Origin of the sequence: Streptomyces sp. NBC_00328, assembly GCF_036139655.1 — a bacterium.
Lineage (GTDB): Bacteria > Actinomycetota > Actinomycetes > Streptomycetales > Streptomycetaceae > Streptomyces.
Window position 1 is genome coordinate 2359281 of record NZ_CP108013.1, and the last position, 26781, is coordinate 2386061.

Consider the following 26781-nt stretch of genomic DNA (forward strand, 5'->3'; position numbering starts at 1 on the left):
AAACCCCATGGTAGCGATCCTTCGCGCCGGACTCGCTGTCGGCCGCCGGCAGCGGCCTCACAGGGGAAACGCCGGAGGCGGGCGCCGGATTCCTCCGGGCCCGCCTCCAGGGTGTCCTACGGGTGCCTCAGGCCTTTCGGGGGCCTTTCCGGGAGCGGACTCCCGGGTGGCGCGCACGCGGTCCTCAGACCGTCAGGAGCGCCTCCAGGGGAGCCCCGGCCAGAGCCGGCTCCAGACGGCCGCGGCCGCCCAGGAAGCCGAGCTCCATCAGCACGGCGACGCCCGCGACCTCGGCGCCCGCCCGGCGGATGAGCTGGAGCGAGGCCTCGGCGGTGCCGCCGGTGGCGAGGACGTCGTCGACGACCAGCACGCGGTCGGCCGCGCTCAGGTCCTCGGCGTGCACCTCGATCTCGGCGGAGCCGTACTCCAGGTCGTACGCCTGCGACAGGGTCGCTCCGGGGAGCTTGCCCGCCTTGCGCACGGGGATGAAGCCGATCCCCGCGTGGACGGCGACCGGGGCCCCGAGGATGAAGCCGCGGGCCTCCAGACCGACGATCTTGGTGGCGCCGGTGCGCACGGCGATGTCCGCCAGGGCGCCGGTCAGGGCGCCGAACGCGGCCGGGTCGGCCAGGAGCGGGGTGATGTCCTTGAACATCACTCCCGGCTCCGGGTAGTCGGCCACGTCACGGATACGGCTGGTCAGCAGCTCTTCGATGCCGGTCATCGGCGCTTCCCCGAGGGGCGGCCGCGGCCGCGGGCGCGGGACGCGGGCTGGTTGCGGGGGCCGACGACCGCCGGGGTGACGTCGTCCGGCTCGCCGTCCTCGTACGCCGGTTCGGTGGCCTGCGGCTCCAGGGACTCGCCCTTGGCGGCCGCCTGGGCCCGCTTGGCGAGGACCCGCTTGCGCAGGGCCTTCATCTCCGGCTCGCGCTCCTTGAGGTCGGCGACGAGCGGCGTGGCGATGAAGATCGAGGAGTACGCGCCGGCCGCGAGACCGACGAACAGCGACAGCGAGATGTCGTTGAGCATGCCGGCGCCGAGCACACCGCCGCCGATGAACAGCAGGCCGGCGACCGGCAGGAGCGCGACCACCGTGGTGTTGATGGAACGCACCAGGGTGCTGTTGATCGAGCGGTCGGCGACGTCGCTGTAGGTCCAGCGGGTCTGCTTGGTGATGCCCTTCGTCTGCTCCTTGAGGCTGTCGAAGACGACGACCGTGTCGTAGAGCGAGTAACCGAGGATCGTGAGCAGACCGATCACGGTGCCCGGGGTGACCTCGAAGCCGACCAGGGCGTAGATGCCGACCGTGATGGTGATGTCGTGGATCAGGGCCACCAGGGCGGCGATGGCCATGCGCCACTCGAAGGCGATCGCCAGGTAGATCACGACCAGGACCATGAAGATCGCCAGGCCCTCCCAGGCCTTGTTGGCGATCTGGTCACCCCAGCTCGGACCGACCAGGTCGGCGTTGATGTCCTCGGCGTCGACCTTCAGGTCCGTGGCGAGCTTCTGCTTGATCGTGTCGGACTTGTCGGTGTCGATACCGGCGATCTGGATGCGCAGGCCGCCCTTGCCGAGCTGCTGGACGATCGCGTCGTGGCCGGAGGCCTCCTCCGCGAACGTCTCGGCCTGGCTCACCGAGACGCTGCTCTTCCCGGTGGTGGTGAAGACGGCGCCGCCCTGGAACTCGATGCCCATGTTCAGGCCCCGCACCGTCAGGCCGAGGATGGCCGTGATGGTGATCAGGATCGAGATGCCGTACCAGATCTTGCGCTTGCCGACGAAGTCGTAGCCGATCTCGCCGCGGTGGAGCCGGGCGCCGAGGGTGCCGAGTTTCGACATCTCACGCCTCCTTCGTGTCGACGGGGGCGGACGCGCGACGGGTGCGGCGCAGCGGCGGCTTGGCGCCCAGTCGCTTCGGGTCGAGGCCGGACCAGCTGTGACCCTCCGCGAAGAACTTCCTGCGGGCGAGGAGAGTCATCAGCGGCTTGGTGAAGAAGAACACGACGACGACGTCGAGCACGGTGGTCAGACCGAGGGTGAACGCGAAGCCCTGGACCTTGCCGACGGTGACGATGAAGAGCACCGCGGCGGCCAGGAACGACACGAAGTCGGAGACCAGGATGGTGCGCCGGGCACGCGGCCAGGCACGCTCGACGGCCGGACGCAGGGTGCGGCCCTCGCGGATCTCGTCCCGGATGCGTTCGAAGAACACGATGAACGAGTCCGCGGTGATACCGATCGCGACGATCGCACCGCAGACGGCCGGGAGGTTCAGCGCGAAGCCGATGGCCGGGCCGAGCAGCGCCATGAGCACGTAGGTGAGGATCGCCGAGACGCCCAGGGACGCGATGGCGATGACCGACAGGCCCCGGTAGTAGATCACCAGGTAGAGGATGACCAGGGCGAGGCCGATGGCGCCCGCGATCAGACCGGCGTGCAGCTGCTCGCCACCGAGCGCGGCGGTCACCGTGGTGACGCTGGACTCCTTGAAGCTGAGCGGCAGGGCGCCGTACTTCAGCATGTTGGCCAGGTCTTCGGCCTCGGTCTGGGTGAAGCTGCCGGAGATCTCAGCGGGGCCGCTCAGCGACTGGCCGACCGAGGGGTCGGAGACGACCTGGCCGTCGAGGACGATCGCGAACTGGTTCTGCGGCTGCTGGTTCTGGGCGAGCTTGCCGGTGATGGCGGCGAACTTCTTGGAGCCACCGGACGTGAAGTCCATGGTGACCTTCCAGCCCGCGGCGGTCTGCGTGTCGAAGAGCGCGCCGGCCTTCTTGATGTCCGTGCCGGCAACCTCGGCCGGGCCGAGGATGTACTTCTGCCACTCACCCGCGGAGTTCTTGTCCTGGCCGCAGGCCACGATCGGGTCGGTCGGCTTGGTGCCGGCACCGGCCTTGGCGCGGACCGACTTGTCGGTGCAGTCGATCGCGGCGTACTCGGCCTGCAGCTTCGCGGTCGCCGGGTCCACGCTGGCGCTCGCGGACGGCGAGGCGCTGGCGGAGGCGGAGGCCGAGGCGCTCGGGGTGCTGCTCGCGGACGGCGAGGAGCCCGCCTTCAGGGCGTCGGTGACCACGCGGCCCTGGGTGGTGGCGGAGGCCGACGGCGTCACGGAGGACGAGGAGGACGGGGTCGCCTTGTCCTCGGCCTTGCCGGAGGCGCTGCTGGAGGCGCTCGGCGACGGGCTGGACGACGCTGCCGCACCGGAGACGTCGGTGGTCAGCACGGGACGGAAGTAGAGCTTGGCGGTGGTGCCGACCTGCGCGCGGGCCTGCTCCGAGTTCGTGCCCTTGGGGATGTTGACAATGATGTTGTCGGATCCCTGGGTCTGAACCTCGGCCTCGGAGACACCGAGACCGTTGACACGGCGGTTCATGATGTCGACCGCGGTGTCCATGTTGGTCTTGTTGATCGCGTTGGGCTGGCCCGGCTCGTTCTTCGCCGTGAGCGTGATGCTCGTGCCGCCGGCGAGATCGATGCCAAGACGCGGAGTGGTGTGCCCGGAGGCGAACATCCCCCCGGTGAGCGCCGCGATGGCGATCAGGATCAGGGCCAGCGAGCGCCCCGGCCTGCTCTGGGCGCTCGCGCTCCGGCCCTTCTTCGGTGCTGCCACCTTCTCGTACTCCCTCTCGGGCCGCCCTGCGCCGGGTGAGCGCGGAACGGCCATGCCATGGTGTCGGGACTCCGTGCGAGAACAGCACGTCCCGGGAGGTGTGCGGCGCGAGCGGATCGGGCCGTACTCCCGGGTCGTGACTACTTCGCTTCGGCCCCGCCGTCGGTCTTCTTCGGCTCCGCGTCGTCGGCGACGGCCTCGTCGGCCTTCGCCGCGACGGCCTCGTCGGCAGGCTTGTCAGCCGCGTCCTTCTTGCCGAGGTCGAGGGGCTTGTCGTCGGAGGCGTCGGAAGAGGCGTCGGCGGCGGGCTCGTCGGTCTCGGTGAGGGAGGAGGCGTCGTCCGGCACGACGGTTCCGTCGGCCTTCAGGTCGTGCTCGATGCCGTGGACGATGCGGTTGTACTCGTCGTCCGTGAGGACGGCGCCGATCGCGTTCTTCGCGAAGAGCAGGTCGACGCCCGGGGCGGCGTCGAGGAGGACCGTGTCCTCGTTGACCTCCTTGACGGTGGCGTACATACCGCCGATCGTGCGCACGCCCGAGCCTGGCTGCAGCTCATTGCGCATGGAAGCCGCCTGCTGCTGCTTCTTCTTGGCCGACCGGGTCATCAGGAACATGGCCCCGATGAGCACGATGAACGGGAGGAGGGTCAGAGGACTCACGGGTCGGGACTTCCTTCTTCAACCGCAAAGGTGAGCGGCCTGCTGGATGGGGGTATGTATGCCGTCGACAAGGGCGGCATCGGCGGAGTCTAAGCGAGTCCGCACTCAGGGAACAACGCTCAGCATGGCACCGGGGTTCCTGCCCCGGTACGTACGCACGCCGTCACGCCCCGAACAGGTCTTCTTGTCCGTTTCCGCCTGCCGAACGGCGGGGCGGCGTGAGGCCGAGATGCGCCCATGCCGCGGGTGTCGCCACCCGGCCACGGGGAGTGCGTGCGAGGAGTCCCTCCCGTACGAGGAAGGGCTCGGCGACCTCCTCCACGGTCTCACGCTCCTCCCCCACAGCGACAGCAAGTGTGGACAATCCGACAGGGCCGCCGCCGAAAAGCTTGATCAGGGCTTCGAGAACTCCACGGTCGAGCCGGTCCAGACCCCGCGCGTCGACCTCGTAGACCTTCAGGGCCGCGTTGGCGATCTCCCGGGTGATGATCCCGTCCGCTCTGACCTGCGCGTAGTCGCGTACGCGGCGCAGCAGACGGTTGGCGATGCGGGGCGTGCCACGGGAGCGGCCGGCGATCTCCGCGGCGCCCTCGGCACCGATCTCGACGTCCAGAAGGCCGGCGGAGCGGTGGACGACCCGCTCCAGTTCGGCGGGTTCGTAGAACTCCATGTGCGCGGTGAAACCGAAGCGGTCGCGCAGCGGCGGGGGCAGCAGTCCCGCGCGGGTGGTGGCGCCGACCAGCGTGAACGGGGGCAGCTCCAGCGGGATGGCGGTGGCGCCGGGGCCCTTGCCGACGATGACGTCGACGCGGAAGTCCTCCATCGCCATGTAGAGCATCTCCTCGGCGGGCCGGGACATGCGGTGGATCTCGTCGAGGAAGAGGACCTCGCCCTCCTGGAGGGAGGAGAGGATCGCGGCGAGGTCGCCGGCGTGCTGGATGGCGGGGCCGCTGGTGATGCGGATGGGGGCGCCCATCTCGGCCGCGATGATCATGGAGAGGGTGGTCTTGCCGAGGCCGGGAGCGCCGGAGAGCAGCACGTGGTCGGCGGTGGCCCCGCGCGCGCGTGCGGCACGCAGGACCAGGTCGAGCTGCTCGCGGACCTTCTCCTGGCCGATGAACTCGTCCAGGTCCTTGGGGCGCAGCGCGGCCTCGACGGCCTGGTCCTCTCCGTCGGCGACCGATCGCACCAGCCGCTCCGCGGTGGCGCCGACGAGCCGCTCGTCGGCGGCTTCGTCTGTCGTGTCGTCCCAGTTCATCGGTGGTGCCTCGCGGTCTCGTGGTGGTGGGGCGGTCGGCGGTGCGGCGGGCGCGGGCCGCACCGGGGCGCGCGCCCGTCCCGGGGGCCCGGGCCGTTCAGCGTGTCCGGTTCAGGGTCTGCAGGGCGGCCCGGAGGAGCCGGCCGACCTGCGGGGTGCCCTCGGCGGCCTCGGCCTGCGGGGCGACGGCGGCGACCGCCTCGTCGGCCTCGCGGGTGGCGTACCCGAGGCCGATGAGCGCGGCGTGCAGCTGGTCGCGCCAGCCGGCGGTGACCGCCGTGCCGATGGCGGGGCCGCCGGGGCCGAGGGGCTCGCCGAGCCGGTCCTTGAGGTCCAGCAGCAGCTTCTGGGCGCCCTTCTTGCCGATGCCGGGGACGGCGATGAGGGCCTTCTCGTCTCCGGTGGACACGGCGCGGCGCAGGGCGTCGGGGCTGTGCACGGCGAGCATCGCCTGGGCCAGGCGCGGGCCGACGCCGCTCGCGGTCTGGAGCAGCTCGAAGACCTGGCGTTCGTCGTCGTCGGCGAAGCCGTAGAGGGTGAGCGAGTCCTCGCGGACGACGAGGGAGGTGGCGAGTTTGGCCTGCTGTCCCGTGCGGAGCCCGGAGAGCGTGTTGGGCGAGCACTGGACGGCGATGCCGATGCCGCCGACCTCGACGACCGCGGAGTCGGGGGCGAGGGCGGCGACCGGGCCACTGACGAAGGCGATCATGCGGTACGGCCTTTCGATGCTGGGTTCTGGGCGTGCGCGGCCGCGGCCTGCTGGAGTCTGTTCTGCGCGACGGCCCGGTCGGGCCCGGTCCGCGCGGCGGCCTGCTGGAGTCTGTTCTGGGCGGGGGCGCGCCAGATGTGGCAGATGGCGAGGGCGAGGGCGTCCGCCGCGTCCGCGGGTCTGGGGGGCTCGGCGAGCCGGAGCAGGCGGGTGACCATCGCGCCGACCTGGGCCTTGTCGGCGCGTCCGTTGCCGGTGACGGCGGCCTTGACCTCGCTCGGGGTGTGCAGGGCGACGGGGATGCCTCGCCGGGCCGCGCAGAGCATGGCGACGGCGCTGGCCTGGGCGGTTCCCATCACGGTCCGGACGTTGTGCTGGCTGAACACCCGTTCCACGGCGACGACTTCGGGCTCGTAGTCGTCGAGCCACCGCTCGATGCCCTGCTCGATGGCGACCAGGCGAAGGCCCAGCTCGGCGTCCGCGGGGGTACGGACGACTCCGACGCCGCGCATGGTCAGCGGCCGGCCCGCGACTCCCTCGACCACCCCGACGCCGCACCGGGTCAACCCGGGGTCAACACCCAGCACCCGCAACCGAGCTCTCCTTCGATTTCCCTGGCCACCACTGGAGGTATCCCCAGTTCGTGCAGGCTATCGGGTGCCACTGACAGAGCGACGGGCCGACGGGGGTGTCCCGTCGGCCCGTCGCTCCTTGCAAGCACTCGATCAGGCGTCGACCTTCTCCATGACTTCATCGCTGACGTCGAAGTTGGCGAAGACGTTCTGCACGTCGTCGCTGTCCTCCAGGGCGTCGATCAGCTTGAAGATCTTCCGGGCGCCCTCCTCGTCGAGCTCGACCTGCATGGTCGGGACGAAGTTGGCGTCGGCGGAGTCGTAGTCGATGCCGGCTTCCTGGAGCGCGGTGCGCACCGCGACCAGGTCGGTGGCCTCGGACAGGACCTCGAAGGACTCACCGAGGTCGTTGACCTCCTCGGCACCCGCTTCGAGCACGGCACCGAGGACGTCGTCCTCGGCCAGTTCACCCTTGGGGACGATGACGACGCCCTTGCGGTTGAACAGGTACGAGACGGAGCCGGGGTCGGCCATGTTCCCGCCGTTGCGGGTCATGGCGACGCGGACGTCCGAGGCCGCGCGGTTGCGGTTGTCGGTGAGGCACTCGATGAGCACGGCGACACCGTTCGGGCCGTAACCCTCGTACATGATCGTCTCGTAGTCCGCGCCACCGGCCTCGAGACCGGCGCCGCGCTTGACCGCGGAGTCGATGTTCTTGTTCGGGACCGAGCTCTTCTTGGCCTTCTGGATGGCGTCGAACAGCGTCGGATTGCCGGACACGTCGGCGCCGCCCGTGCGTGCCGCGACCTCGATGTTCTTGATCATCTTCGCGAAGAGCTTGCCGCGCTTGGCGTCGATCACGGCCTTCTTGTGCTTCGTCGTAGCCCATTTAGAGTGGCCGGACATCTGCCTGTCTCCTTCGCGTAACCCAACCTGTACGGACGCCCCCAGACATTGGGAGCCTGGGAAGACCCCACAGATCCTACAAGGACGCCGGTGTCCGGTTCGCGCGCACCATGTCGACGAACAAACCGTGAACACGGTGGTCGCCCGTCAGCTCCGGGTGGAACGACGTGGCGAGCGCGTTTCCCTGGCGTACCGCGACGATGTGGCCTTCGTGCTCGGCGAGCACCTCGGCCTCGGCGCCCACGGACTCGACCCAGGGTGCGCGGATGAAGACGCCCTCCACAGGATCGCCCTCGACACCGCGGACGTCGATCGCCGCCTCGAAGGACTCGTTCTGCCGTCCGAAGGCGTTGCGGCGCACGATCATGTCGATGCCGCCGATGGTCTCCTGGCCCGAGCGCGGGTCGAGGATCTTGTCGGCGAGCATGATCATGCCGGCGCAGGTGCCGTAGACGGGCAGGCCGTCGCGGACCCGCGCGCGCAGCGGCTCCATCACTCCGAAGAGGACGGCCAGCTTGGAGATGGTGGTGGACTCGCCGCCGGGGATGACCAGGCCGTCGATCTCGGCGAGCTCCTCGGGGCGCCTTACCGGCCTGGCCACGGCGTCCGCCGCGGCCAGGGCGATCAGGTGCTCCCGTACGTCGCCCTGGAGGGCCAGGACGCCAATCACAGGAGTGCTCATGTGACTACCAGCCGCGGTTGGCGTAGCGCTCGGTCTCGGGGAGCGTGTCGCAGTTGATGCCGACCATGGCCTCGCCGAGGTTGCGGGACGCGTCCGCGATGATCTTCGGGTCGTCGTAGAAGGTGGTGGCCTTCACGATGGCGGCGGCGCGCTTGGCCGGGTCGCCGGACTTGAAGATGCCGGAGCCGACGAAGACGCCCTCGGCGCCGAGCTGGCGCATGAGCGCGGCGTCGGCGGGGGTGGCGACACCACCGGCGGAGAACAGGACGACCGGGAGCTTGCCGAGCTCGGCGACCTCCTTGACGATCTCGTACGGGGCGCGCAGCTCCTTGGCGGCGGCGTACAGCTCGTTGTTGTCGAAGCCGCGCAGCCTGGCGATCTCGTTCTTGATCTGGCGCAGGTGACGGACGGCCTCGACGACGTTGCCGGTGCCGGCCTCGCCCTTGGAGCGGATCATGGCCGCGCCCTCGGCGATACGGCGCAGGGCCTCACCCAGGTTGGTGGCACCACAGACGAAGGGGGTGGTGAACGCCCACTTGTCGGAGTGGTTGACCTCGTCGGCCGGAGTGAGGACCTCGGACTCGTCGATGTAGTCGACGCCGAGGGACTGAAGGACCTGGGCCTCGACGAAGTGGCCGATGCGGGACTTGGCCATGACCGGGATGGAGACCGCCTCGATGATCTCCTCGATCATGTTCGGGTCCGACATCCGGGCGACGCCGCCGTCCTTGCGGATGTCGGCGGGGACCCGCTCCAGGGCCATGACGGCCACGGCGCCGGCGTCCTCGGCGATCTTCGCCTGCTCGGCGTTGACCACATCCATGATCACACCGCCCTTGAGCTGCTCGGCCATGCCGCGCTTGACGCGGGCGGTACCGATCGCAGTGTTCTCGGCGGAGTTGGGGAGGGTGCTGGACACGGGTTGACCTCACTCGGTGAAAGAGGATTTCTGCAGCTCCGAGGAAACGCGAGGCGACCAGTCCACTGCAAGGGCCAATGAGGAGTCGGTGGATCGTTTTCGTTCCGGTCCACCGGTGTACATCAGTTCGTCGGGCGGTCCGCCAGAGCCGTCGGGGGCTCGTCGTCCATCTCGAAGGCCATGGGGAACGGGGCGTGGCCCGCGAGACGGAACCAGCGGACCTTGCGGTGCCGGCGCAGGGCACGCGCGGCGCGGACGGCGTCGTTGTGGAAGCGCCGCGCCATCGGCACCCGGCGCACGGCCTGGGCCAGCTCGCCGGCCGCCTCCTCGCCGCCGGGCACCGCGCGTACCGCCTCGACCTGCTGGGGCTCCCCGAACACCGCGCGCAGGGCCTGGCTCAGCTCGCTCTCGGCCACCTCGCGCTGCTCCTCCTCGGCCTGCCGGGCCGCGTGCGCCGCTTCGTAGAGCACGATCGAGGCGGCCGGGTCGAGCACCCCGGAGGTGGCCAGCTCCTGCGCCACGGAGGCCCGGCGCAGCAACTGCGCGTCGAGGGCGGCGCGGGCGGCGTCGATACGGGCGTGCAGCCGGTCGAGACGTCCGGCGGTCCAGCTCAGGTAGAGGCCGATCGCGACGAGGCCGACGAGGGTCCAGATGAGGGTTGCGGTCACGGGCGGCAAGGCTACCCGTGCCGGTCACCGGCCCGCCGGGGCCCGCACCACGACGTGGGCGCGCCTCGCCGGCGCCCGCACCACGACGCCGGCCGACCCCGTCGGGACGGGTCGGGGCGCGACGGGTTCCCGGCCGGTCCCCGGCGGGTGAAGCGGCGCGGGACCTGCCGCTCGGTGCCGCATCTCGACAGGCGCGGCACCACAGGGGCACGGCCGGAGCGCAGCCGTCGCGGCCCGCCGGGCCCGGGGCCGAGCGGCAACGGTCCGGACAGGGCCGCCACCGCAGTCCGCACGGGAGGCCCGCGCGGGCCGGGGCGGTCCGTCCCGCCGGGACGTGCGTGCGGGGTGTCAGTCCCGGGCCAGGCCGAAGCGGGCCCGGAGGCCCGTGCGTTCGTCCGTGGCCACCGCGGCGGCGCCGTCCGTCACCGTCTCGTACACGGACAGGATGTCCGCGCCGACCGTCGACCAGTCGAAGCGCCGTACGTGCTCGCTTCCCCGCTCGCGCAGCGCGGCCCGGCGGTCCGGGTCGGCGAGCAGCCTCAGCGCGGCGGCGGCCAGGTCGTCGGCGTCCTCGTTGGCGAACAGCTCACCCGCCGCACCCTGGTCGAGGACCTGGGCGAACGCGTCGAGATCCGCGGCGAGCACGGGTGCTCCGGCGGACATCGCCTCGACCAGGATGATCCCGAAGCTCTCGCCGCCCGTGTTGGGCGCGACGTAGAGGTCGATGCTGCGCAGGAAGCGGGCCTTGTCCTCGTCGCTGACCATGCCGAGGAACTCGACGCGCGAACGCATCTCGGCGGGCAGCGACTCCACGGCCTCCTTCTCGTCGCCGCGTCCGGCGACCAGCAGCCGCGTCTGCGGGCGCTGGGCCAGGATCTTCGGCAGGGCCTTCATGAGCACCGGCAGGCCCTTGCGGGGCTCGTCGATGCGGCCGATGAACCCGATGGTGTCGCCCTGCCACTCGGGCTTGGGCTTGGCACGGGCGAAGAAGTCGACGTCGACGCCGTTCGGGATGACGACGGCGTCACCGCCGAGGTGCTCGACCAGGGTGCGCCGGGCGTACTCGCTCACGGCGATCCGCGCGCTGATCTTCTCCAGGGCGGCCTGGAGGATGGAGTACGCGGCGACCATCGCCCGGGAGCGCGGGTTCGAGGTGTGGAAGGTCGCGACGATCGGGCCCTGCGCCGCCCAGCACGTGAGCAGGCCGAGCGACGGCGAGGACGGCTCGTGGATGTGCACCACGTCGAAGGTGCCGTCGTGCAGCCAGCGCCGTACCCGGGCCGCCGACAGGAAGCCGAAGTTCAGCCGCGCCACCGAGCCGTTGTACGGAACCGGCACCGCGCGGCCCGCCGAGACGACGTACGGCGGCAGGGGCGTGTCGTCGTCCGCGGGGGCGAGGACGGACACGTGGTGCCCCAGGCCGATGAGGTGTTCGGCCAGGTCGCGGATGTGGAACTGGACGCCGCCCGGGACGTCCCAGGAGTACGGGCAGACGATGCCGATCCTCACGAGGCCCTCTTCTCGGGATCCGCAGTCCCGGACCCCTCTCGGGGAGCCTTCCCGGCGTCGAGGTCCTTGAGCCACAACCGCTGCAACATGTGCCAGTCCTCCGGGTGGTCGGCGATGCCGGTGGCGAAGGCGTCGGCCAGCGCCTGTGTCATGACAGACGTCTTTTCGGCACGGGTACCTGCCTCGGGGACCTCGACGGGCGGATGAATCTGGCCCCGCATGACGGGCGAGTCGTCGTACCAGAGCGTCACGGGCAGCAGGAGGGCTCCGGTCTGCTGGGCGAGCAGGGCGGGCCCCGCGGGCATCCGGGTCGTCTCGCCGAAGAACTCCACCTCGACGCCCGAAGCGGACAGGTCCCGTTCGGCGACCAGGCAGATCAGTCCGCCGTCGCGCAGGCGCCGGGCCAGCGTGGCGAACGCGGCACCCCCGCTGTGCGGCAGGACCTCCATACCGAGGCCCTCGCGATAGGCGACGAAACGGTCGTACAGCGATTCGGGCTTGAGGCGCTCGGCGACGGTCGTGAACGGCGTCTTCAGACCGGTGGTGACCCAGGCGCCCGCGAGATCCCAGTTCGCCATGTGCGGAAGCGCCAGGATGACGCCCCGGTCGGAGGCGATGCCGTCGGTGAGACGGTGCGCGTCCTTGATCTCGAAGCCGTTCGCCACCCGCTCCTCGCTCCACGCGGGAAGGCGGAACGACTCCATCCAGTAGCGCAGGTACGAACGCATGCCGGCCCTGGAGAGCTCCGCGAGCCGCTGCGGCGTCGCGTCCGGCACCACGCGCGCGTAGTTGCTCTCCAGACGCTGGACCCCCTTGCCGCGCCGCTTCCAGGCGATGTCGGCGATCGTGCGGCCGAGGCCCACGGCGACCTGCTCGGGAAGCTTCTTGACGACGCTCCAGCCTACGGCGTAGGCACCGTCGGCCAGCCTGTCCCGCAGGCTGGTCACGAGGTGGCCTCACTGCTCTGCCCGGCGACCTCGGCGTCCGCCTCGGCGGCCTCCCGGCGGACGGTGACGACGCGCTGGATCAGCGTGACGAGGCTGCCGACGGCGACGATCCACAGCGCGATGGGCAGCAGCACCTGGATGCCGGGCACACCGAACGTGTGCAGTCCCGCCAGACCGGCCGCGACCAGCGAGATCACCAGCCGCTCCGCGCGCTCGACGAGACCGTTGACCGCGACGGGCAGGCCGATCGACTCGCCGCGGGCCTTGGTGTACGACACCACCTGGCCGCTGGCGAGACAGAAGATCGAGACGGCGCACAGGACGTTGTCGTCGCCGTTGCCCGCGTACCAGAGCGCGAAGCCGCCGAAGATCGCGCCGTCGGCGACCCGGTCGAGGGTGGAGTCCAGGAAGGCGCCCCAGCGGCTGGAGCGGCCGAGCTGGCGCGCCATGTTCCCGTCGACCAGGTCGGAGAACACGAAGAGCGTGATGACGATCGTTCCCCAGAAGAACTCTCCCCGGGGGAAGAAGACCAGCGCCCCCGCCATGACTCCGGCCGTGCCCAGGAGGGTGACCGTGTCGGGGCTCACCCCCCGGCGGACGAGAAACGCGGCGAACGGTGTGAGGACACGCGTGAAGAATGCACGCGCGTACTTGTTCAGCATGGCCTTCCCGAGGGTCGGTGTCGCCGGGGGCCCCTGCTGGCCGTCGGCTGGCCCATCGTAGTCACGCGTGCGCTTGTGCGATGGCCGGGCACCCGCGCCCCGTGTCACGACCCGATGCCGCCGGTGTCACGGCGCGATCGCGTCCCTTGTATGGACGCACAGTGACGCGAGTGCAAAGCTCGAAGGACCGCGGGCGTCACCGGTGCCGCCACCGCACGCGGCTTCGGCATGTCCCGCGCCCACAGTGACCTCACCGTGCACGGGAGGCAAGGCCATGGGCGACAAGGCGAACACACACACCGGAGCCGCCGGCAGGGCTACGGCGGCCGACCACCCCGCGTCCGTACGGAATGTGGTGCTGGTCGGCCACAGCGGATCGGGCAAGACGACATTGGTGGAGGCTCTCGCGCTGACGGCGGGAGCGGTGAACCGGGCGGGCCGCGTGGAGGACGGCGGCACCGTCTCGGACTACGACGAGATCGAGCACCGGCAGCAGCGTTCGGTGCAGCTCTCCCTGGTACCCGTCGACTGGGACGGGCTGAAGATCAACCTTCTCGACACCCCTGGATACGCCGACTTCGTCGGCGAACTGAGGGCCGGTCTGCGAGCGGCGGACGCGGCCCTCTTCGTCGTCTCGGCCTCGGACGGGGTCGACGGCTCGACCCGCATGCTGTGGGAGGAGTGCGCGGCCGTCGGCATGCCCCGGGCCATCGTGGTCACCCACCTCGAATCGGCCAGGTCCGACTTCGAGGAGATGACCGCGGTCTGCGCGCAGGCGTTCGGCGGCGACGACCCCGACGCCGTCCTGCCGCTGTACCTTCCGCTGCACGGCGCGGCGGGGCCGGACGGGCACGCGCCCGTGACCGGCCTGATCGGCCTGCTCACCCGGCAGTTGTTCGACTACTCCTCCGGGGAGCGCAAGGAGGCGGATCCGGGGCCCGAGCAGCAGCCGTTCATCGACACGGCCCGCAACCGGCTGATCGAGGGGATCATCGCCGAGAGCGAGGACGAGACGCTCATGGACCGCTACCTCGGCGGCGAGGAGATCGACCTCAAGACGCTCGTGCAGGACCTGGAACAGGCGGTGGCCCGCGGGAGCTTCTTCCCCGTGCTGGCCGCCGCGCCCGCCGCCGAGGGAGCCCGGCAGGGCCTCGGCACGGTCGAACTCCTCGAACTGATCACCGGCGGCTTCCCCACCCCGCTGGAACGCCCGGCGCCCGCGGTGACCACGCCGGACGGCGCACCGCGCGAGGTGAGGGCCTGCGACCCGGACGGGCCGCTGGTCGCGGAGGTCGTGAAGACGGCGTCCGACCCCTACGTGGGCCGGGTCTCCCTGGTCCGGGTCTTCTCCGGGACCCTTCGCCCCGACGCGACGGTGCACGTCTCCGGGCACGGGCTGACCGACCGCGGACACGAGGACCACGACGTCGACGAGCGGATCGGCGCCCTGTCCGCGCCGTTCGGCAAACAGCAGCGTGCCCTCACCCACTGCATCGCGGGCGACCTCGCCAGCGTGGCGAAGCTGAACCGCGCCGAGACGGGAGACACTCTTTCGGCCAAGGACGACCCGCTGCTGATGAAGCCGTGGCGGATGCCCGACCCGCTGCTCCCGCTCGCCATCGAGGCGCACAGCAAGGCGGACGAGGACAAGCTCTCCCAGGGGCTCGGCCGGCTGGTGGCCGAGGACCCCACGATGCGTCTTGAGCAGAACCAGAACACCCATCAGGTCGTCCTGTGGTGCCTGGGCGAGGCGCACGCGGACGTCGCCCTGGAACGGCTGCGCAACCGCTACGGCGTGCAGGTCGACGTGGTGCCGCACAAGGTCTCCCTGCGCGAGACGTTCGCCGGCCCGTCCACCGGGCGCGGACGCCATGTCAAACAGTCCGGCGGGCACGGTCAGTTCGCGATCTGCGAGATCGAGGTCGAACCGCTGCCGAACGGCTCGGGCATCGAGTTCGTGGACAAGGTCGTCGGCGGCGCCGTGCCCCGGCAGTTCATCCCCTCCGTCGAGAAGGGGGTGCGCGCCCAGGCGGCCAAGGGCGTGGTCGCCGGCTATCCGCTCATCGACGTACGGGTCACGCTGAAGGACGGCAAGGCGCACTCGGTGGACTCCTCCGACGCCGCCTTCCAGACGGCGGGCGCGCTCGCGCTGCGCGAGGCGGCCCGTGACGCCACGATCCATCTGCTGGAGCCGGTGGCGGTGGTGACCGTCCTGGTCGGCGACGACTACGTGGGCCCGGTGATGAGCGATCTGTCGGGACGGCGCGGCCGGGTGGTCGGCACCGAGCAGGCGGCCGCCGGGCGCACGCTCGTCCGTGCCGAGGTGCCCGAGATCGAGATCGGGCGGTACGCCGTCGATCTGCGGTCCGTCTCGCACGGCACCGCGCGCTTCGACCGGAGCTACGCACGGCACGAACCCATGCCGCAGCACATCGCCGAGCGGCTCCGCGAACAGGAGGCGAGCGCCTGAGGCCAGGGGGACTTCGGGCGCTCCGCCGGGGGTTTCATCCGTCGGTGGGCGGCTTCGGCCGTCCGCCGACGAATGTCGGCCGCGGCCGATACTCTGAGAACTGATCAAGACGAAGACCTGATCAACAGGTGTGCGGGACACCGAAGTCGGGAAGGCCGCAGGAGCGGGTGCGGCGGCGATGGGGGCGGAAGTGGCGTTCGACGGTTTCGATTTCACTCCCGGGGCGCAGGTGCCGCTCACGGGCTCCGCGGGGCAGACGGCGGCGACCTTCGCCCTGGCCTCGGCGGCGTACCGCGACAGTCCGATGGAGGAGATCCTCAAGGCCGACAACGAGTGGCACCAGTCCACGGTGAAGGCCGGCCGGATCAAACTGTTCACGCCGAATCTCGGCGAGGCCTTCGCGGGGGCCGTCACGGCCCGCATGCTGGGCGCGGGCCGCGGTGCGCTCATCCAGTCCTTCGGCACCGAGCCGCAGGTCGTCGTCGAGCACTGTCTCGCGGCCACCAACATCCGCCGGGAGCGCGACAATTGGCTCTCGGCCGTCATGGTGCTCTGCGGGCTGCTGTTCCTGCCCGGACTGCTGATCTGGCTGATGGTCTTCCAGATCCGTACGCAGATCGCCAAGCGCGCGGACAAGCGGGGTTCCGCGCTCGGCACCACGCTCCTGTTCGCCGTCGGCGCCCTGGCCGTCCTCTTCCTCATCCGTATGCCGTTCACCGGCTTCTGGGCCTGGTACGCGCGCGCCGCGGTGGTCCTCCCGGTCGTGGGCTGGCTGTGGGCGAAGCGGATCTGTGAGCGCACCGCCAAGGATCTGCGAGAGCGCTGGGACAGCCTGCTGTCGGGCGGCGGCATCGGCGCCAAGATCCCCGAGGCGGTGCCCGGCAGCCCGGGTGAGACGGCGGCGGAGCAGCTGCGCCAGTCGCTCGCCCGGCTCACCGCGGAGCAGCAGTCCAACTCGGTCTTCTACGCGGGCCCCAAGGGCATACTCGGCATGGGCACCCGCTGGGGGAGCTGGCAGCTCGCCGAGAACCTGGTGGCGCAGGACCCGAAGAAGGAGATCCACCCGTTCCGCAGCTGGGACGTCATCCGCAGCGTCCACGACCAGTTGCGCATGCTGGAGCGCGGCCCGCTCAACACCGGTGGTTTTCCGGCGCCTTCGATAAAGCACTGGATCGTCACACCGATCGGCGAGAACGCGAAGGCGGTGTCCCGGCCGGGCGGCACGGATGTCGACGCCTACACGATCAAGACGCACGCCGTGCAGGACATCTGCAACAAGCAGCAGTTCGGCAGCGGCGACCGGCACTATCTCGGGGTCCAGTGGACGCTCTGGGACGGCCAGTTGATCATCACGATGATGATCACGGTGACCGTCCTGCACGAGACGCTGCGCATCGAGGTGACCGGGCACGCGCTGGGACCGGTGAACCCGCTGTTCACCAGCAAGCCCGAAGCCCCGTCCAAGCAGATCGCGAAGACCGTCAAGTTCTGGGAGACCCGCACGGTGAGCCTGCCGCTGGTCACCGCGGACGAGGTCGTGCGGCTCGCGGCGCGGGCGCCCCTGACCTGGTATCCGCCGCTGCTGAACTGGCTCGGCGGCAGCCTCGCGCTGCCCGAGCCGTTCGGGCTGCGCCACGCCTGGGCCGATCAGCCCTGGCGGCACCGTTTCATGGCGGACGACGCGCTGCGGGCCGCGACGCCCGTGCTGCGCGTGGTGCACGCGGCGGCGATCAGGGTCCTCGAGGAGAACGGCGTCGACACGGAGAAGTTCGGCAGCCGCTCGGCGTTCCTGAGCACGGCGGTCCAGGACCCCTCGCCGCGCAAGGCCGACGTGTACGACGCGTAGCCGCCCGACGGGGCGCCCGGTGGGGCGCCCCGGGCCCGGCTACGCGGTGGGCCAGGCCTCCGCCAGCATCTTGCGGGTGTCCGCGAGAAGCTGCGGCAGGACCTTGGTGTGGCCGACGACCGGCATGAAGTTGGTGTCGCCGCCCCAGCGGGGCACGATGTGCTGGTGCAGATGGGCGGCGATGCCGGCGCCCGCGACCGTTCCCTGGTTCATGCCGATGTTGAAGCCGTGGGCGCCGGAGGCGGTGCGCAGGGCGGTCATGGCCTGCTTGGTCAGCTCACCCAGTTCGGCCGTCTCCGGCCCGGTGAGGTCCGTGTAGTCGGCGACGTGCCGGTAGGGCACGACCATCAGGTGTCCACCGTTGTACGGGTAGAGGTTGAGCACCGCGTACACGTGCTCCGCTCGCCTCACGATGAGCCCGTCCTCGTCGGACTTGGCCGGTATCGAGCAGAACGGACAACCGTCGTCGGCCCCCGGGCCGGTGGGCTTGTTCTCGCCCTGGATGTAAGCCATCCGGTGGGGCGTCCAAAGGCGCTGGAACGCGTCCTGCGTTCCCACTCCGATCTGCTGCTCCGGCTCACTCGTCATGTGTTGCAGCATATTGCTTCGCCCGTTCGCGGCGTGTCGGCGGGTGCCGGGCAAAGGAGCCTGCGGCCAAGCTGTGGCCATGGACGACGACAGCCCGATGACCCGATGGGAGCACCGCACCGAGGTACCGCTGGCGGTCGCGTCTCTGCTGTTCCTCGCCGCCTACGCCGTGCATGTGCTGGCGCACGGCCTGTCCGAGGGCGGGCGCGACGCCTGCCTGGCGGTGATCGCGGCCGCCTGGGCGGCGTTCCTCGTCGACTACCTGGTGCTCTGGCGGCTGAGCGGACAGGGTCCGCGGTTCGTCCGGACCCATCTGCTGGACACCGTGGTGCTCGTCCTGCCGCTGCTGCGCCCGTTGCGGGTCGTCAAGCTCTACGACGCCGTACTGCGACGCCGCGGAGAGCCCCGTCTCCCGCTGTACGCACGGGTGATCTTCTACGCGAGCATCGCGGTCCTGCTGCTCGGCTTCTCGGGTTCCCTCGCCGTCTACCAGGCCGAGTACCAGGCGCCGCACGCGACGATCGTCACCTTCGGCGACTCGGTGTGGTGGGCCGCCTCCACCCTTTCGACGGTCGGGTACGGGGACGTGACACCGGTGACCCCTCGGGGCCGCACGATCGCCGTCGCCATGATGGTCTGCGGTCTGGCGCTGCTCGGCGCGGTGACGGGTTCCTTCTCCTCGTGGCTGTTGCAGCTGTTCTCGCGCGAGGGCGACGAGAAGCCCCCGGGAAGCTGAGCTTCCCGGGGGCTTCGGGCCCGGCCGAAGGGGCCGGTCAGATCTGGGCGCGCTCCTCGACGACCTTCGCGATCTTGGCGATGGCCTCGTCGAGCGGGATGCCGTTCTCCTGGGAACCGTCGCGGTAGCGGAAGGAGACGGCACCGGCCGTCATGTCCTCGTCGCCCGCGATGACCATGAAGGGCACCTTCTGCTTCTGCGCGTTCCTGATCTTCTTCTGCATCCGGTCCGAGGACGCGTCCACCTCGACGCGCAGGCCCTTCTTCCTGGCCTCGGCGGCGAACTTCTGGAGGTACTCCACGTGCGCGTCGCCGATCGGGATGCCGATCGCCTGGACGGGCGCCAGCCACGCCGGGAACGCGCCCGCGTAGTGCTCCAGGAGCACGGCGAAGAAGCGCTCGATGGAGCCGAAGAGCGCGCGGTGGATCATGACCGGGCGCTGCTTGGAGCCGTCGGGGCCGGTGTACTCCAGGTCGAAGCGCTCGGGCAGGTTGAAGTCGAGCTGCACGGTCGACATCTGCCAGGTGCGGCCGATGGCGTCCTTGGCCTGCACGGAGATCTTCGGGCCGTAGAAGGCGGCGCCGCCCGGGTCCGGGACCAGCGGGAGGCCCTGCTTCTCGGCGACCTGGCGCAGCGTCTCGGTGGCCTCTTCCCAGATCTCGTCCGAGCCGACGAACTTCTCGGGGTCCTTGGTGGACAGCTCCAGGTAGAAGTCGGTGAGGCCGTAGTCGCGCAGCAGGTTCAGGACGAAGGTGAGCGTCTTGTCGAGCTCGTCCGCCATCTGCTCCTTGGTGCAGTAGATGTGCGCGTCGTCCTGAGTGAAGCCCCGGGCGCGGGTCAGGCCGTGCACGACGCCCGACTTCTCGTACCGGTACACGGTGCCGAACTCGAACAGGCGCAGCGGCAGTTCACGGTACGAGCGGCCGCGCGCGTCGAAGATCAGGTTGTGCATCGGGCAGTTCATGGGCTTGAGGTAGTAGTCCACGCCCTCGTCGAGCTGCATGGGCGGGTACATGCCGTCGGCGTACCAGTCCAGGTGGCCCGAGGTCTCGAAGAGCTTCCCCTTGGTGGCGTGCGGGGTGTAGACGAACTCGTAGCCCTCCTCCTCGTGCCGGCGGCGCGAGTAGTCCTCCATGACCCGGCGGATGATGCCGCCCTTGGGGTGGAAGACGGCGAGGCCGGAGCCGATCTGGTCCGGGATGGAGAACAGGTCCAGCTCGTTGCCCAGCTTGCGGTGGTCGCGCTTCTCGGCCTCGGCGAGGAAGTCGAGGTGCGCCTTCAGCTCCTCCTTGGAGGGCCAGGCGGTGCCGTAGATGCGCTGGAGCATGGGGTTCTTCTCGCTGCCGCGCCAGTACGCGGCGGCGTTGCGCATCAGCTTGAACGCCGGGATGTTGCGGGTGGTGGGCAGGTGGGGACCGCGGCAGAGGTCCTTCCAGCACAGCTCGCCGGTCTTGGCGTCGAGGTTGTCGTAGATGGTCAGCTCGCCGCCGCCCACCTCGACGTTCGCGCCGTCGTCCGAGGAAGCGGGGCCCTTGATGCCGATGAGCTCCAGCTTGTACGGCTCGGCCGCGAGCTCCTCGCGGGCGCCCTCGTCGGTGACGACGCGGCGGGAGAAGCGCTGCCCGCGCTTCTGGATCTCCTGCATCTTCTTCTCGACGGCCTTGAGGTCCTCGGGCGTGAAGGGCTTCTCGACGTCGAAGTCGTAGTAGAAGCCGTCCTTGACCGGCGGACCGATGCCCAGCTTGGCGTCGGGGAAGAGCTCCTGCACGGCCTGGGCCATCACGTGCGCGGTGGAGTGGCGCAGGATGTTCAGGCCGTCCTCGGAGGAGATCTCGACGGGCTCGACCTCCTCGCCGTCCTGCACCTCGTACGCGAGGTCCCTCAGCTCGCCCGCGACACGGGCGGCGACGATGGTGCGGTCGCCGGTGAAGAGGTCGGCGGCCGTAGTCCCCGTCGTCACCACGCGCTCTTCCCGCTCGGAATCGCGTTGGATGATCACACGGACGTCTGACACCGGTCTCTCCTGACTGAAGGGGTGCCACACCACATACGGGATGGCATGGCAATGCCCCGAATCCTACCGAGCCCGGGGTGCCCTCCGCGAAACGGTTGTGGACAGTGCGTCTCGGCCCTCCCCGCACGACCCCTCGGTCCTCGCCGCAGGCGTGCCTCGGTCCTCCCCGTGCGACCGCCTCAGTCCTCGCTGCACGCCTCCTCGAAGAAGTCCAGATTCTCCTGGAGCGACTTCATCAGCCGGTCCCGTTCGGCCTCGTCGACCTGGACGGGTACGACACCGGTGGCGTCCGTGAGCCTGCGGAAGCCGCCGCGGCTCTCCAGGCGGCCGTGCACCCGTACCGGCAGCCCCACCAGATGGGCCTGGCCCGCTATCCGGTACGCCTCCTCGTCCAGGGTCATCCGGACGTGCGGGACCTCGGCGCCCGCGATGACCCGCAGCCGTACCGTGCCCGCGCCGCGCGGGCCCGACCTGCGCATCCGGACCACGGCACCGGTGAGCCGCACCGGCACGGACGGCTCCTCGCGCAGATAGCGGGCCCCGGCCTCGCGCAGCACAGGCAGGTCGCCGGGCGAGAACTCGACGGGCTCGGCGGGGTTCGCGCCGCCCTCGGGGACGCCCGCGGCCGGTGACCACTCGACGGTGATCCGGGCGCCCTCGGTGCCCCGGACGAGGGCCACCAGGGCTTCCATCAGTTCATGGCTGACGCCCGCCTCCACGGCCGCGTCGAAGGCGTCCATACCGCCGGTGGCCCGCTGGTAGTCGATGGCCTCGCGGGCCGCGCACAGCGCCTCGTGCAGGCGTACGGCGAGCGGCCGGCCCGTGGTGACGGGCACGAACGCGGTGAGACCGCGGCCGCCCGGTTCCGCGCCCACCAGGACGTTCTCCAGGGAGGCGGTGGCCGCCCTGCGGTGGCGGGCGCCGTAGTAGCCGGCACGCGCGTGTGCCGCGAGCGCGCCGGCGACCAGGATCTGGCGGGCGGCCCCACGCGTCTGTTCCTCGACGGTCCAGGGCGCCGCGCCCACGGGACCGGTCGGTACATCCCGCCACCAGCGGATCTCGTCGCTGGGCACGGCGAGGGCGACGAGCACGTCCCGCGCGGCCGGGGAGCCGCTGCGGGAGAGCGCGACGAGTGCCTCGCCGAGGAGGTCGTCGCTGTCGGGGAAGGCCCGGTTCTCCGGCACCAGCAGGCTGGTGCCGCCGCCCCCGGGCCCGGGTGGGGTCCACCGGCCGTACCGCCCGGCGGCTCCCCCGCGGCGCTGCCAGCCGTGCCGCCGCAGCAGCGCGCCGAGCACGGCCGGGTCCACCTGGTCGGGGGCCGGCGGATCGTTCCAGAAGGCTTCGGCGGGGTGGGGCCTGACCGGCCGGAGCGCCTCGTCGGTGGGGCGGTGTGTCATGGTCTGCCTCCCGTCCCGACCCTCGCCATGATCTCGCACAGGGCCCGGTCGTCGAAGATCCGGGCCGTCGGGATACGGACGGTGGTCCGGCGCCGGCCCGTGATGGCGTGTCCGGCGAGGTTGATCCAGTAGCAGCAGTGCCTGAGGTCGAGCCGGTCGTGGCTGGCGCGCAGCCAGTCGTCCTGCGATCTGGGCACGAGCATCACGACCAGGATCTTGTGCACCGAGACCGGGGTGCGCGCGAGCTTCGCCAGGTGCTCGTTGTCGAGCGTGAAGGAGAAGGCGGGCCCCGGGGGGTTGGGCGGGATCTGGTACGTGCACTTGAGCTGCACCTTGATGGTGACTTCGTCGTCGACCGTGTGCCCGGGGGCGCTGTGGCTGACGTGCCAGTCGATGCCGTTGTCGGGAAACGGCTGGGACAGCGAACAGCCCGCGGCCGCCGCGACCGCGTGAAGGTAGCCCACCTGCAAGGTCTCCATGCAGGCGGTGGTGGCGAGTGATCCACGATGGGGTGCCGTCCGCTGGGGCAGCAGCCCGCCCCGTTCGGGCTGCGCGAGTGCCATGAGTCCAACAGCCTTCCAGGCTTGATGTATCCCCGCGACGGGTCGCTGAACTGCAAAGACCCGTACCTCTGTTGTCTCCTTCCGGCGTACGGCGCAAACAGCCCGGGTATCACCAAACAGGCAGAAGACGGTGCGTCAGCTGCCGTGGGTGAACGAGGAGTTGTGTGCGTATGACGTGCTGGTACGAAGGCCCTTTGGCCGCGTTCGACACGGAGACCACGGGCGTGGACGTCGAGACCGACAGGATCGTGTCGGCCGCCGTCGTCGTCCAGGACGCCCCGGGTTCCCGTCCGCGGGTGACCCGATGGCTGGTGAACCCGGGAGTGCCGGTGCCCGCCGGGGCGACGGCGGTGCACGGGCTCACGGACGAACATCTGCAGCGCAACGGCCGCTGGCCGTCGCCCGTCATGGAGGAGATAGCGAGAGAGCTCGGTGAGCAGGCCGCGGCGGGCCGGCCGCTCGTGGTGATGAACGCCCCGTTCGATCTGACGCTGCTGGACCGGGAGTTGCGCAGGCATCGCGCCTCGTCCCTCGACCACTGGTTCGAGTCGACATCGCTGCGCGTGCTCGATCCCCGCGTCCTCGACAAGCATCTGGACCGCTACCGCAAGGGCCGCCGCACCCTGACCGATCTGTGCGCGCACTACGAGGTGGCGCTGGAGGGCGCGCACGACGCGGCGGCCGACGCACTGGCCTCGTTGGAGGTCGTCCGTGCCGTGGGGCGGCGTTTCGCGGCCCGTCTCGAGCGGTTGTCGCCGTCCGAGCTGCATACGCTCCAGGCGGTGTGGCACGCGGCACAGGCGCGCGGGCTTCAGGCCTGGTTCGCGCGCAGCGGTACACCGGAGGCGGTCGATCCGGCGTGGCCGCTGCGCCCGGATCTGCCGGCGGCGGCAGCCTGACCGGGCGCGATGCCGTCGGGCACAACGAAAAAACCGGTCCGTCGATGACGGACCGGTCTTCTCCCGGTGGGCGATACTGGGTTCGAACCAGTGACCTCTTCGGTGTGAACGAAGCGCTCTCCCACTGAGCTAATCGCCCGGGAACGCACTGAACAATACAGGTCCCGGCGGGTGGGGTTCAAACCGCTTCGAGGCGAGCTGTGAGGCCGCGCCGTCCCGCACGCATCATCAGGGCGTGGTTGGCACGGAAGAACGGGCGTCCCGGTACCGCGAGCCGCCGCAGCAACGGCGTGGTGACGTGCACGTTCTGGTCGTAGCGGGCACGGGTGCCCGGACCGGCCGCGTCGAGCGTCCAGCGTGCCCAGCCTTCGAGATCGCCCGACATCCCCATCTCCAGGACGCCGGCCGCCGGGTCCCGGCGCGCCTCGCGCGCGGTGATGGTGATGTCGTACGGCAGGACCGAGCGGATCCGGATGACGGCGCTGTGTTCGTCGAGGGGGGTCACCTCGCGCACCTGGGGCCACCAGCGCGGGTAGGTCTCGGCCTGTTCCAGGACCGTGTAGACGTCCGCGGGCGGCGCGGGCAGCTCCCACACGGTGTGGAAGCGGTAGTGCGTCCAGTCCATGGACCGAGTGTGCCGACGCGGCGGAGGTACCGGAAGTACCTGCCGGGCATGTCCGCGTATCTGAGTACGGCGTGAGTACGCGCGCTCATGTCCGGGGGCGTGACGCGGACCACACTCCGAACCATGACCCAGATCCCGTCCCCGGTCGAGGAGTTGCGGCTCCTGGACACCGAGCTGTGGCAACTCGACGCACGCCGGGCCATGTTGCTGACCCGCCGCGCCTGGCTGGTCCACGCGCTCCGGCCGACGCCCGTACCGACCGCGCCTCCGGCGCCCGGGGTCCGGCGGCCCGAGACCAGCGCACCCGGGGTGCAGAACGCGCTCCTGCTCCTCGGCGGCATCCTGCTGGCCGTCGCCGCCGTCGCGTTCACCCTGGTCGGCTGGGGGCATCTCGGGATCGCGGGACGGTCGCTGGTGCTCGGCGCGGTGACGCTCGCCGCGCTCGGCGCTCCCGTGCCCCTGCTGCGCCGAGGCCTGCGCTCGACGGCCGAGGCGCTGGCAGGGACCGGCCTCGTACTGACGGTCCTGGACGCGTACGCGCTGTACGCGGTGGCGCTGCCCCGGACGGACGGCGTCGGCTACGCGGCGCTCGCCTCGACGGCGCTGGCCGCCGTGTGGGCGGCGTACGGCATCGTGCTGGGCGCGCCGCTCCGGACGGCCGGCCCCGGTGCGCGTGCGTCGCTGCGGCTGCCGCTGCCCGCCGCCGTGGTCGCCGCACAGCTTCCGCTGCTCCTGTGGGCGGCGGCCGCCTCGGCGGGCGCTTACGCCGTCACGGCCGCCCTGCTGGTCACGGCGGCGCTCGACACGGCGCTCGCGCTGCGCCTGCCCGTGCGGTCCGTCCGCGCCGTCGCCGCCGTCGGGGCGTACGGCCTGGGCGGCTGGGGCGCCTTGGCCGCCGGCTGGCTGTCCTGGACGTCGGCCGGCCCGAGCGCCGCCGCCCGTGCGGCGGCGCTCCTCCTCCTCGGCGCGTCGATCGCGCTGACGGCGGCGTGGGGCGCCCCGAAGCCGGGCCTCACCACGAACACCGCGACGGGCGTCGCGACGGCCGGCGGACTGATCGGTGTCACCGCGTTCGGCGGTCTGCTGCGCACGTCCCTTCCGGGCGAGTGGACGGTACCCGGTCATCTGGCGTGCGCGATCGCCCTGCTGGCCGTCGCCGGAGCGGGTGTCCCCACGCCGGTGCGGCGCGGGATCGCCCTGGCCTCGGGATGCGTGGGGGCCCTCGCCGTGGCCTGGGCCCTGCCCGTGGTCGTGATCACCCTGCTGGGCCCGGTCGGCCGGGCGGGCTCCGTCTGGTCCGGTGCTCCGGAGAACGCGCGGGACGCGGTGACGAACGGCCTGCCCTGGCCCGCGGACGCGGTCACGGCGCCGCTCGTGCTCGCGCTCGTCGCCGCCGTCCTGGTGGTGGCCGTCCGCGCAGCCGCCTGGCGTCCGTACGCCCTGGCCTGCGCGCTGACCCTGGCGTGGGCGGCGGTCCTCGTCCTTCCGGCGACCCTCGAACTCCCTTACACGGCCGCGCTGTCGGTCCACGGCCTCATCACGGCGGCCCTGCTCGGGTACGCCCGCCGAACCGTCCTGTCGCCGCCGACGGCGCTGGTGCTCGCCCTGGTCACCTCCCTCGGTCTCGCCTTCCTCGCGCTGGCCTCCGAGGGCGCGACCCTGACGGTGCTCGCCGCGCTGGCCGTCCTGTTCGCGGCGGCCGCCGTGCGGCCCGGCCAGGGCCCGGTCGCGGCGCCCGCCGCGCTCGGATACGCGTCGGCCCTCGCCTGCGCGGCGGGCGCCTCACTGGGCCTGCAGCCCCAGCACACGGCGCTGCTCGTGCTGGTCGTGCCCGTGGTCGCCGCGCTGCTCGCCGCACGCGCCGAGGACGTGCCGACGACCGTGTCGATCGAGATCACCGGTGCCCTCGCCGGGCTGCTCGCCGTCGGGCTCGCGACGGCCGAACCGGCGCTGCTGGCCACGGTCCTGGCCCTGTGCGGACTGATCGCTGCGGGTACGGCCGTACGGGAGGACCGGCGCGCCGTCGGATACGCGGCCGCGACCCTGTTCGTGCTGGCCTCATGGGTGCGGCTCGCTTCCTGGGGCGTCGGCTCCCCGGAGGCGTACACGCTGCCGGTGACCGTTCCGGCACTGCTCCTGGGCGCGTTCAGGCGCCACTCGGACACCTCGGTGTCGTCGTGGACGGCGTACGCGCCGGGCCTGTCCGCGACGCTCGTGCCGAGCCTGTTCGCGGCGTGGGGCGACGGGCAGTGGCCGCGTCCGCTGCTGCTGGGCGCGGCGGCGCTCGCCGTCACCCTGCTGGGTGCCCGGCACCGGCTCCAGGCTCCGCTGGTGCTGGGCGGCGCCGTGCTCGTCCTGGACGCCCTGCACGAACTCGCCCCGTTCATCGTGCAGGTGGTGGACGCGCTGCCGCGCTGGACGCCTCCCGCACTCGCCGGCCTGCTGCTGCTCGCGCTGGGCGCCACCTACGAGCAGCGGATCCGCGACGCACGGCGGGTGCGGGAGGTACTGGGGAAGATGGACTAGCGGGCGGTCATCGGGG

General features: G+C 71.2%; 24 protein-coding genes and 1 tRNA gene. 5 read left to right on the forward strand and 20 right to left on the reverse strand.

Annotated elements, in window-relative coordinates; genetic code table 11:
- Positions 1–184: 184 nt before the first annotated feature.
- The 14 genes from OG485_RS10255 to pgsA all read right to left on the reverse strand — a co-directional run bounded on the left by OG485_RS10255 (position 185) and on the right by pgsA (position 13101).
- Entirely contained in the window at positions 185–724 is a 540-nt protein-coding gene (locus tag OG485_RS10255; RefSeq protein WP_328667082.1) for an adenine phosphoribosyltransferase, read from the reverse strand.
- Entirely contained in the window at positions 721–1842 is a 1122-nt protein-coding gene (gene secF, locus OG485_RS10260) for a protein translocase subunit SecF (RefSeq protein ID WP_328667084.1), read from the reverse strand. Before secF ends, OG485_RS10255 begins: the two co-directional genes overlap by 4 nt.
- 1 nt (position 1843) lies before the next feature.
- Positions 1844–3610, reverse strand: coding sequence for a protein translocase subunit SecD (gene secD, locus OG485_RS10265; protein WP_328667087.1), 1767 nt, complete (start codon positions 3608–3610; stop codon positions 1844–1846).
- Positions 3611–3750: 140 nt separating this feature from the next.
- On the reverse strand, positions 3751–4269 hold the full coding sequence (yajC, locus tag OG485_RS10270; RefSeq protein WP_328667088.1) for a preprotein translocase subunit YajC: 519 nt from the start codon (positions 4267–4269) through the stop codon (positions 3751–3753).
- A 163-nt stretch (positions 4270–4432) separates the two neighbouring features.
- Complete coding sequence (ruvB, locus tag OG485_RS10275) at positions 4433–5527, reverse strand: Holliday junction branch migration DNA helicase RuvB (RefSeq protein WP_328667091.1); 1095 nt, start codon at positions 5525–5527, stop codon at positions 4433–4435.
- Between the two features lie 97 nt (positions 5528–5624).
- On the reverse strand, positions 5625–6236 hold the full coding sequence (ruvA, locus tag OG485_RS10280) for a Holliday junction branch migration protein RuvA (protein WP_328454496.1): 612 nt from the start codon (positions 6234–6236) through the stop codon (positions 5625–5627).
- The gene (gene ruvC, locus OG485_RS10285; protein ID WP_328667093.1) at positions 6233–6829 is read right to left on the reverse strand and encodes a crossover junction endodeoxyribonuclease RuvC; all 597 of its coding nucleotides are present in this window, start codon (positions 6827–6829) and stop codon (positions 6233–6235) included. The genes ruvA and ruvC overlap by 4 nt, the downstream gene beginning before the upstream one ends.
- Positions 6830–6961: 132 nt before the next feature.
- Entirely contained in the window at positions 6962–7714 is a 753-nt protein-coding gene (locus OG485_RS10290) for a YebC/PmpR family DNA-binding transcriptional regulator (RefSeq protein ID WP_328667095.1), read from the reverse strand.
- 76 nt (positions 7715–7790) lie between these two features.
- Complete coding sequence (gene pdxT, locus OG485_RS10295) at positions 7791–8396, reverse strand: pyridoxal 5'-phosphate synthase glutaminase subunit PdxT (protein WP_328667096.1); 606 nt, start codon at positions 8394–8396, stop codon at positions 7791–7793.
- 4 nt (positions 8397–8400) lie between these two features.
- Positions 8401–9249 carry a pyridoxal 5'-phosphate synthase lyase subunit PdxS gene (gene pdxS, locus OG485_RS10300; RefSeq protein ID WP_389076213.1) on the reverse strand — a complete coding sequence of 283 codons (849 nt, stop codon included), beginning with the start codon at positions 9247–9249 and terminating at the stop codon, positions 8401–8403.
- A gap of 188 nt (positions 9250–9437) precedes the next feature.
- On the reverse strand, positions 9438–9983 hold the full coding sequence (locus OG485_RS10305; RefSeq protein WP_328667099.1) for a hypothetical protein: 546 nt from the start codon (positions 9981–9983) through the stop codon (positions 9438–9440).
- Positions 9984–10331: 348 nt separating this feature from the next.
- Positions 10332–11492, reverse strand: a complete 1161-nt coding sequence (locus tag OG485_RS10310) for a glycosyltransferase family 4 protein (protein WP_328667101.1) — start codon at positions 11490–11492, stop codon at positions 10332–10334.
- On the reverse strand, positions 11489–12439 hold the full coding sequence (locus OG485_RS10315) for a phosphatidylinositol mannoside acyltransferase (RefSeq protein WP_328667103.1): 951 nt from the start codon (positions 12437–12439) through the stop codon (positions 11489–11491). Before OG485_RS10315 ends, OG485_RS10310 begins: the two co-directional genes overlap by 4 nt.
- Positions 12436–13101, reverse strand: a complete 666-nt coding sequence (pgsA, locus tag OG485_RS10320) for a phosphatidylinositol phosphate synthase (protein WP_326788891.1) — start codon at positions 13099–13101, stop codon at positions 12436–12438. The genes OG485_RS10315 and pgsA overlap by 4 nt, the downstream gene beginning before the upstream one ends.
- 274 nt (positions 13102–13375) lie before the next feature.
- On the opposite strand from pgsA, the gene OG485_RS10325 reads away from it, so the two are divergent.
- Positions 13376–15571: an elongation factor G-like protein EF-G2 gene (locus OG485_RS10325; RefSeq protein ID WP_328667105.1), complete on the forward strand. Its 2196-nt coding sequence runs from the start codon at positions 13376–13378 to the stop codon at positions 15569–15571.
- 178 nt (positions 15572–15749) lie between these two features.
- A complete protein-coding gene (locus OG485_RS10330) occupies positions 15750–17417 on the forward strand; it encodes a hypothetical protein (RefSeq protein ID WP_328667107.1) in 1668 nt (555 codons plus the stop codon).
- A 39-nt stretch (positions 17418–17456) separates the two neighbouring features.
- Here the strand turns inward: OG485_RS10330 and OG485_RS10335 are convergent, their stop codons facing one another.
- Positions 17457–18017: an HIT family protein gene (locus tag OG485_RS10335; protein WP_328667108.1), complete on the reverse strand. Its 561-nt coding sequence runs from the start codon at positions 18015–18017 to the stop codon at positions 17457–17459.
- A gap of 67 nt (positions 18018–18084) precedes the next feature.
- Here OG485_RS10335 and OG485_RS10340 point away from each other — a divergent pair, with 67 nt between their 5' ends.
- A complete protein-coding gene (locus OG485_RS10340; RefSeq protein WP_328667110.1) occupies positions 18085–18741 on the forward strand; it encodes a potassium channel family protein in 657 nt (218 codons plus the stop codon).
- Positions 18742–18778: 37 nt separating this feature from the next.
- Here the strand turns inward: OG485_RS10340 and thrS are convergent, their stop codons facing one another.
- The 3 genes from thrS to OG485_RS10355 form a co-directional block, all read right to left on the reverse strand.
- Positions 18779–20755, reverse strand: a complete 1977-nt coding sequence (thrS, locus tag OG485_RS10345; protein WP_328667112.1) for a threonine--tRNA ligase — start codon at positions 20753–20755, stop codon at positions 18779–18781.
- Between the two features lie 179 nt (positions 20756–20934).
- On the reverse strand, positions 20935–22152 hold the full coding sequence (locus OG485_RS10350) for a hypothetical protein (protein ID WP_328667113.1): 1218 nt from the start codon (positions 22150–22152) through the stop codon (positions 20935–20937).
- Positions 22149–22715: a DUF4365 domain-containing protein gene (locus OG485_RS10355; RefSeq protein ID WP_328454474.1), complete on the reverse strand. Its 567-nt coding sequence runs from the start codon at positions 22713–22715 to the stop codon at positions 22149–22151. The genes OG485_RS10350 and OG485_RS10355 overlap by 4 nt, the downstream gene beginning before the upstream one ends.
- A gap of 170 nt (positions 22716–22885) precedes the next feature.
- Here OG485_RS10355 and OG485_RS10360 point away from each other — a divergent pair, with 170 nt between their 5' ends.
- Positions 22886–23614, forward strand: coding sequence for a 3'-5' exonuclease (locus tag OG485_RS10360; RefSeq protein ID WP_328667117.1), 729 nt, complete (start codon positions 22886–22888; stop codon positions 23612–23614).
- Between the two features lie 67 nt (positions 23615–23681).
- On the opposite strand, the gene OG485_RS10365 is transcribed toward OG485_RS10360, so the two are convergent.
- A tRNA-Val gene (locus OG485_RS10365) sits at positions 23682–23753 on the reverse strand.
- A 39-nt stretch (positions 23754–23792) separates the two neighbouring features.
- Positions 23793–24239 carry an SRPBCC family protein gene (locus OG485_RS10370; protein WP_328667118.1) on the reverse strand — a complete coding sequence of 149 codons (447 nt, stop codon included), beginning with the start codon at positions 24237–24239 and terminating at the stop codon, positions 23793–23795.
- An 87-nt stretch (positions 24240–24326) separates the two neighbouring features.
- Here OG485_RS10370 and OG485_RS10375 point away from each other — a divergent pair, with 87 nt between their 5' ends.
- Positions 24327–26765 carry an SCO7613 C-terminal domain-containing membrane protein gene (locus tag OG485_RS10375; protein ID WP_328667121.1) on the forward strand — a complete coding sequence of 813 codons (2439 nt, stop codon included), beginning with the start codon at positions 24327–24329 and terminating at the stop codon, positions 26763–26765.
- The last annotated feature ends 16 nt before the right edge of the window (positions 26766–26781 follow it).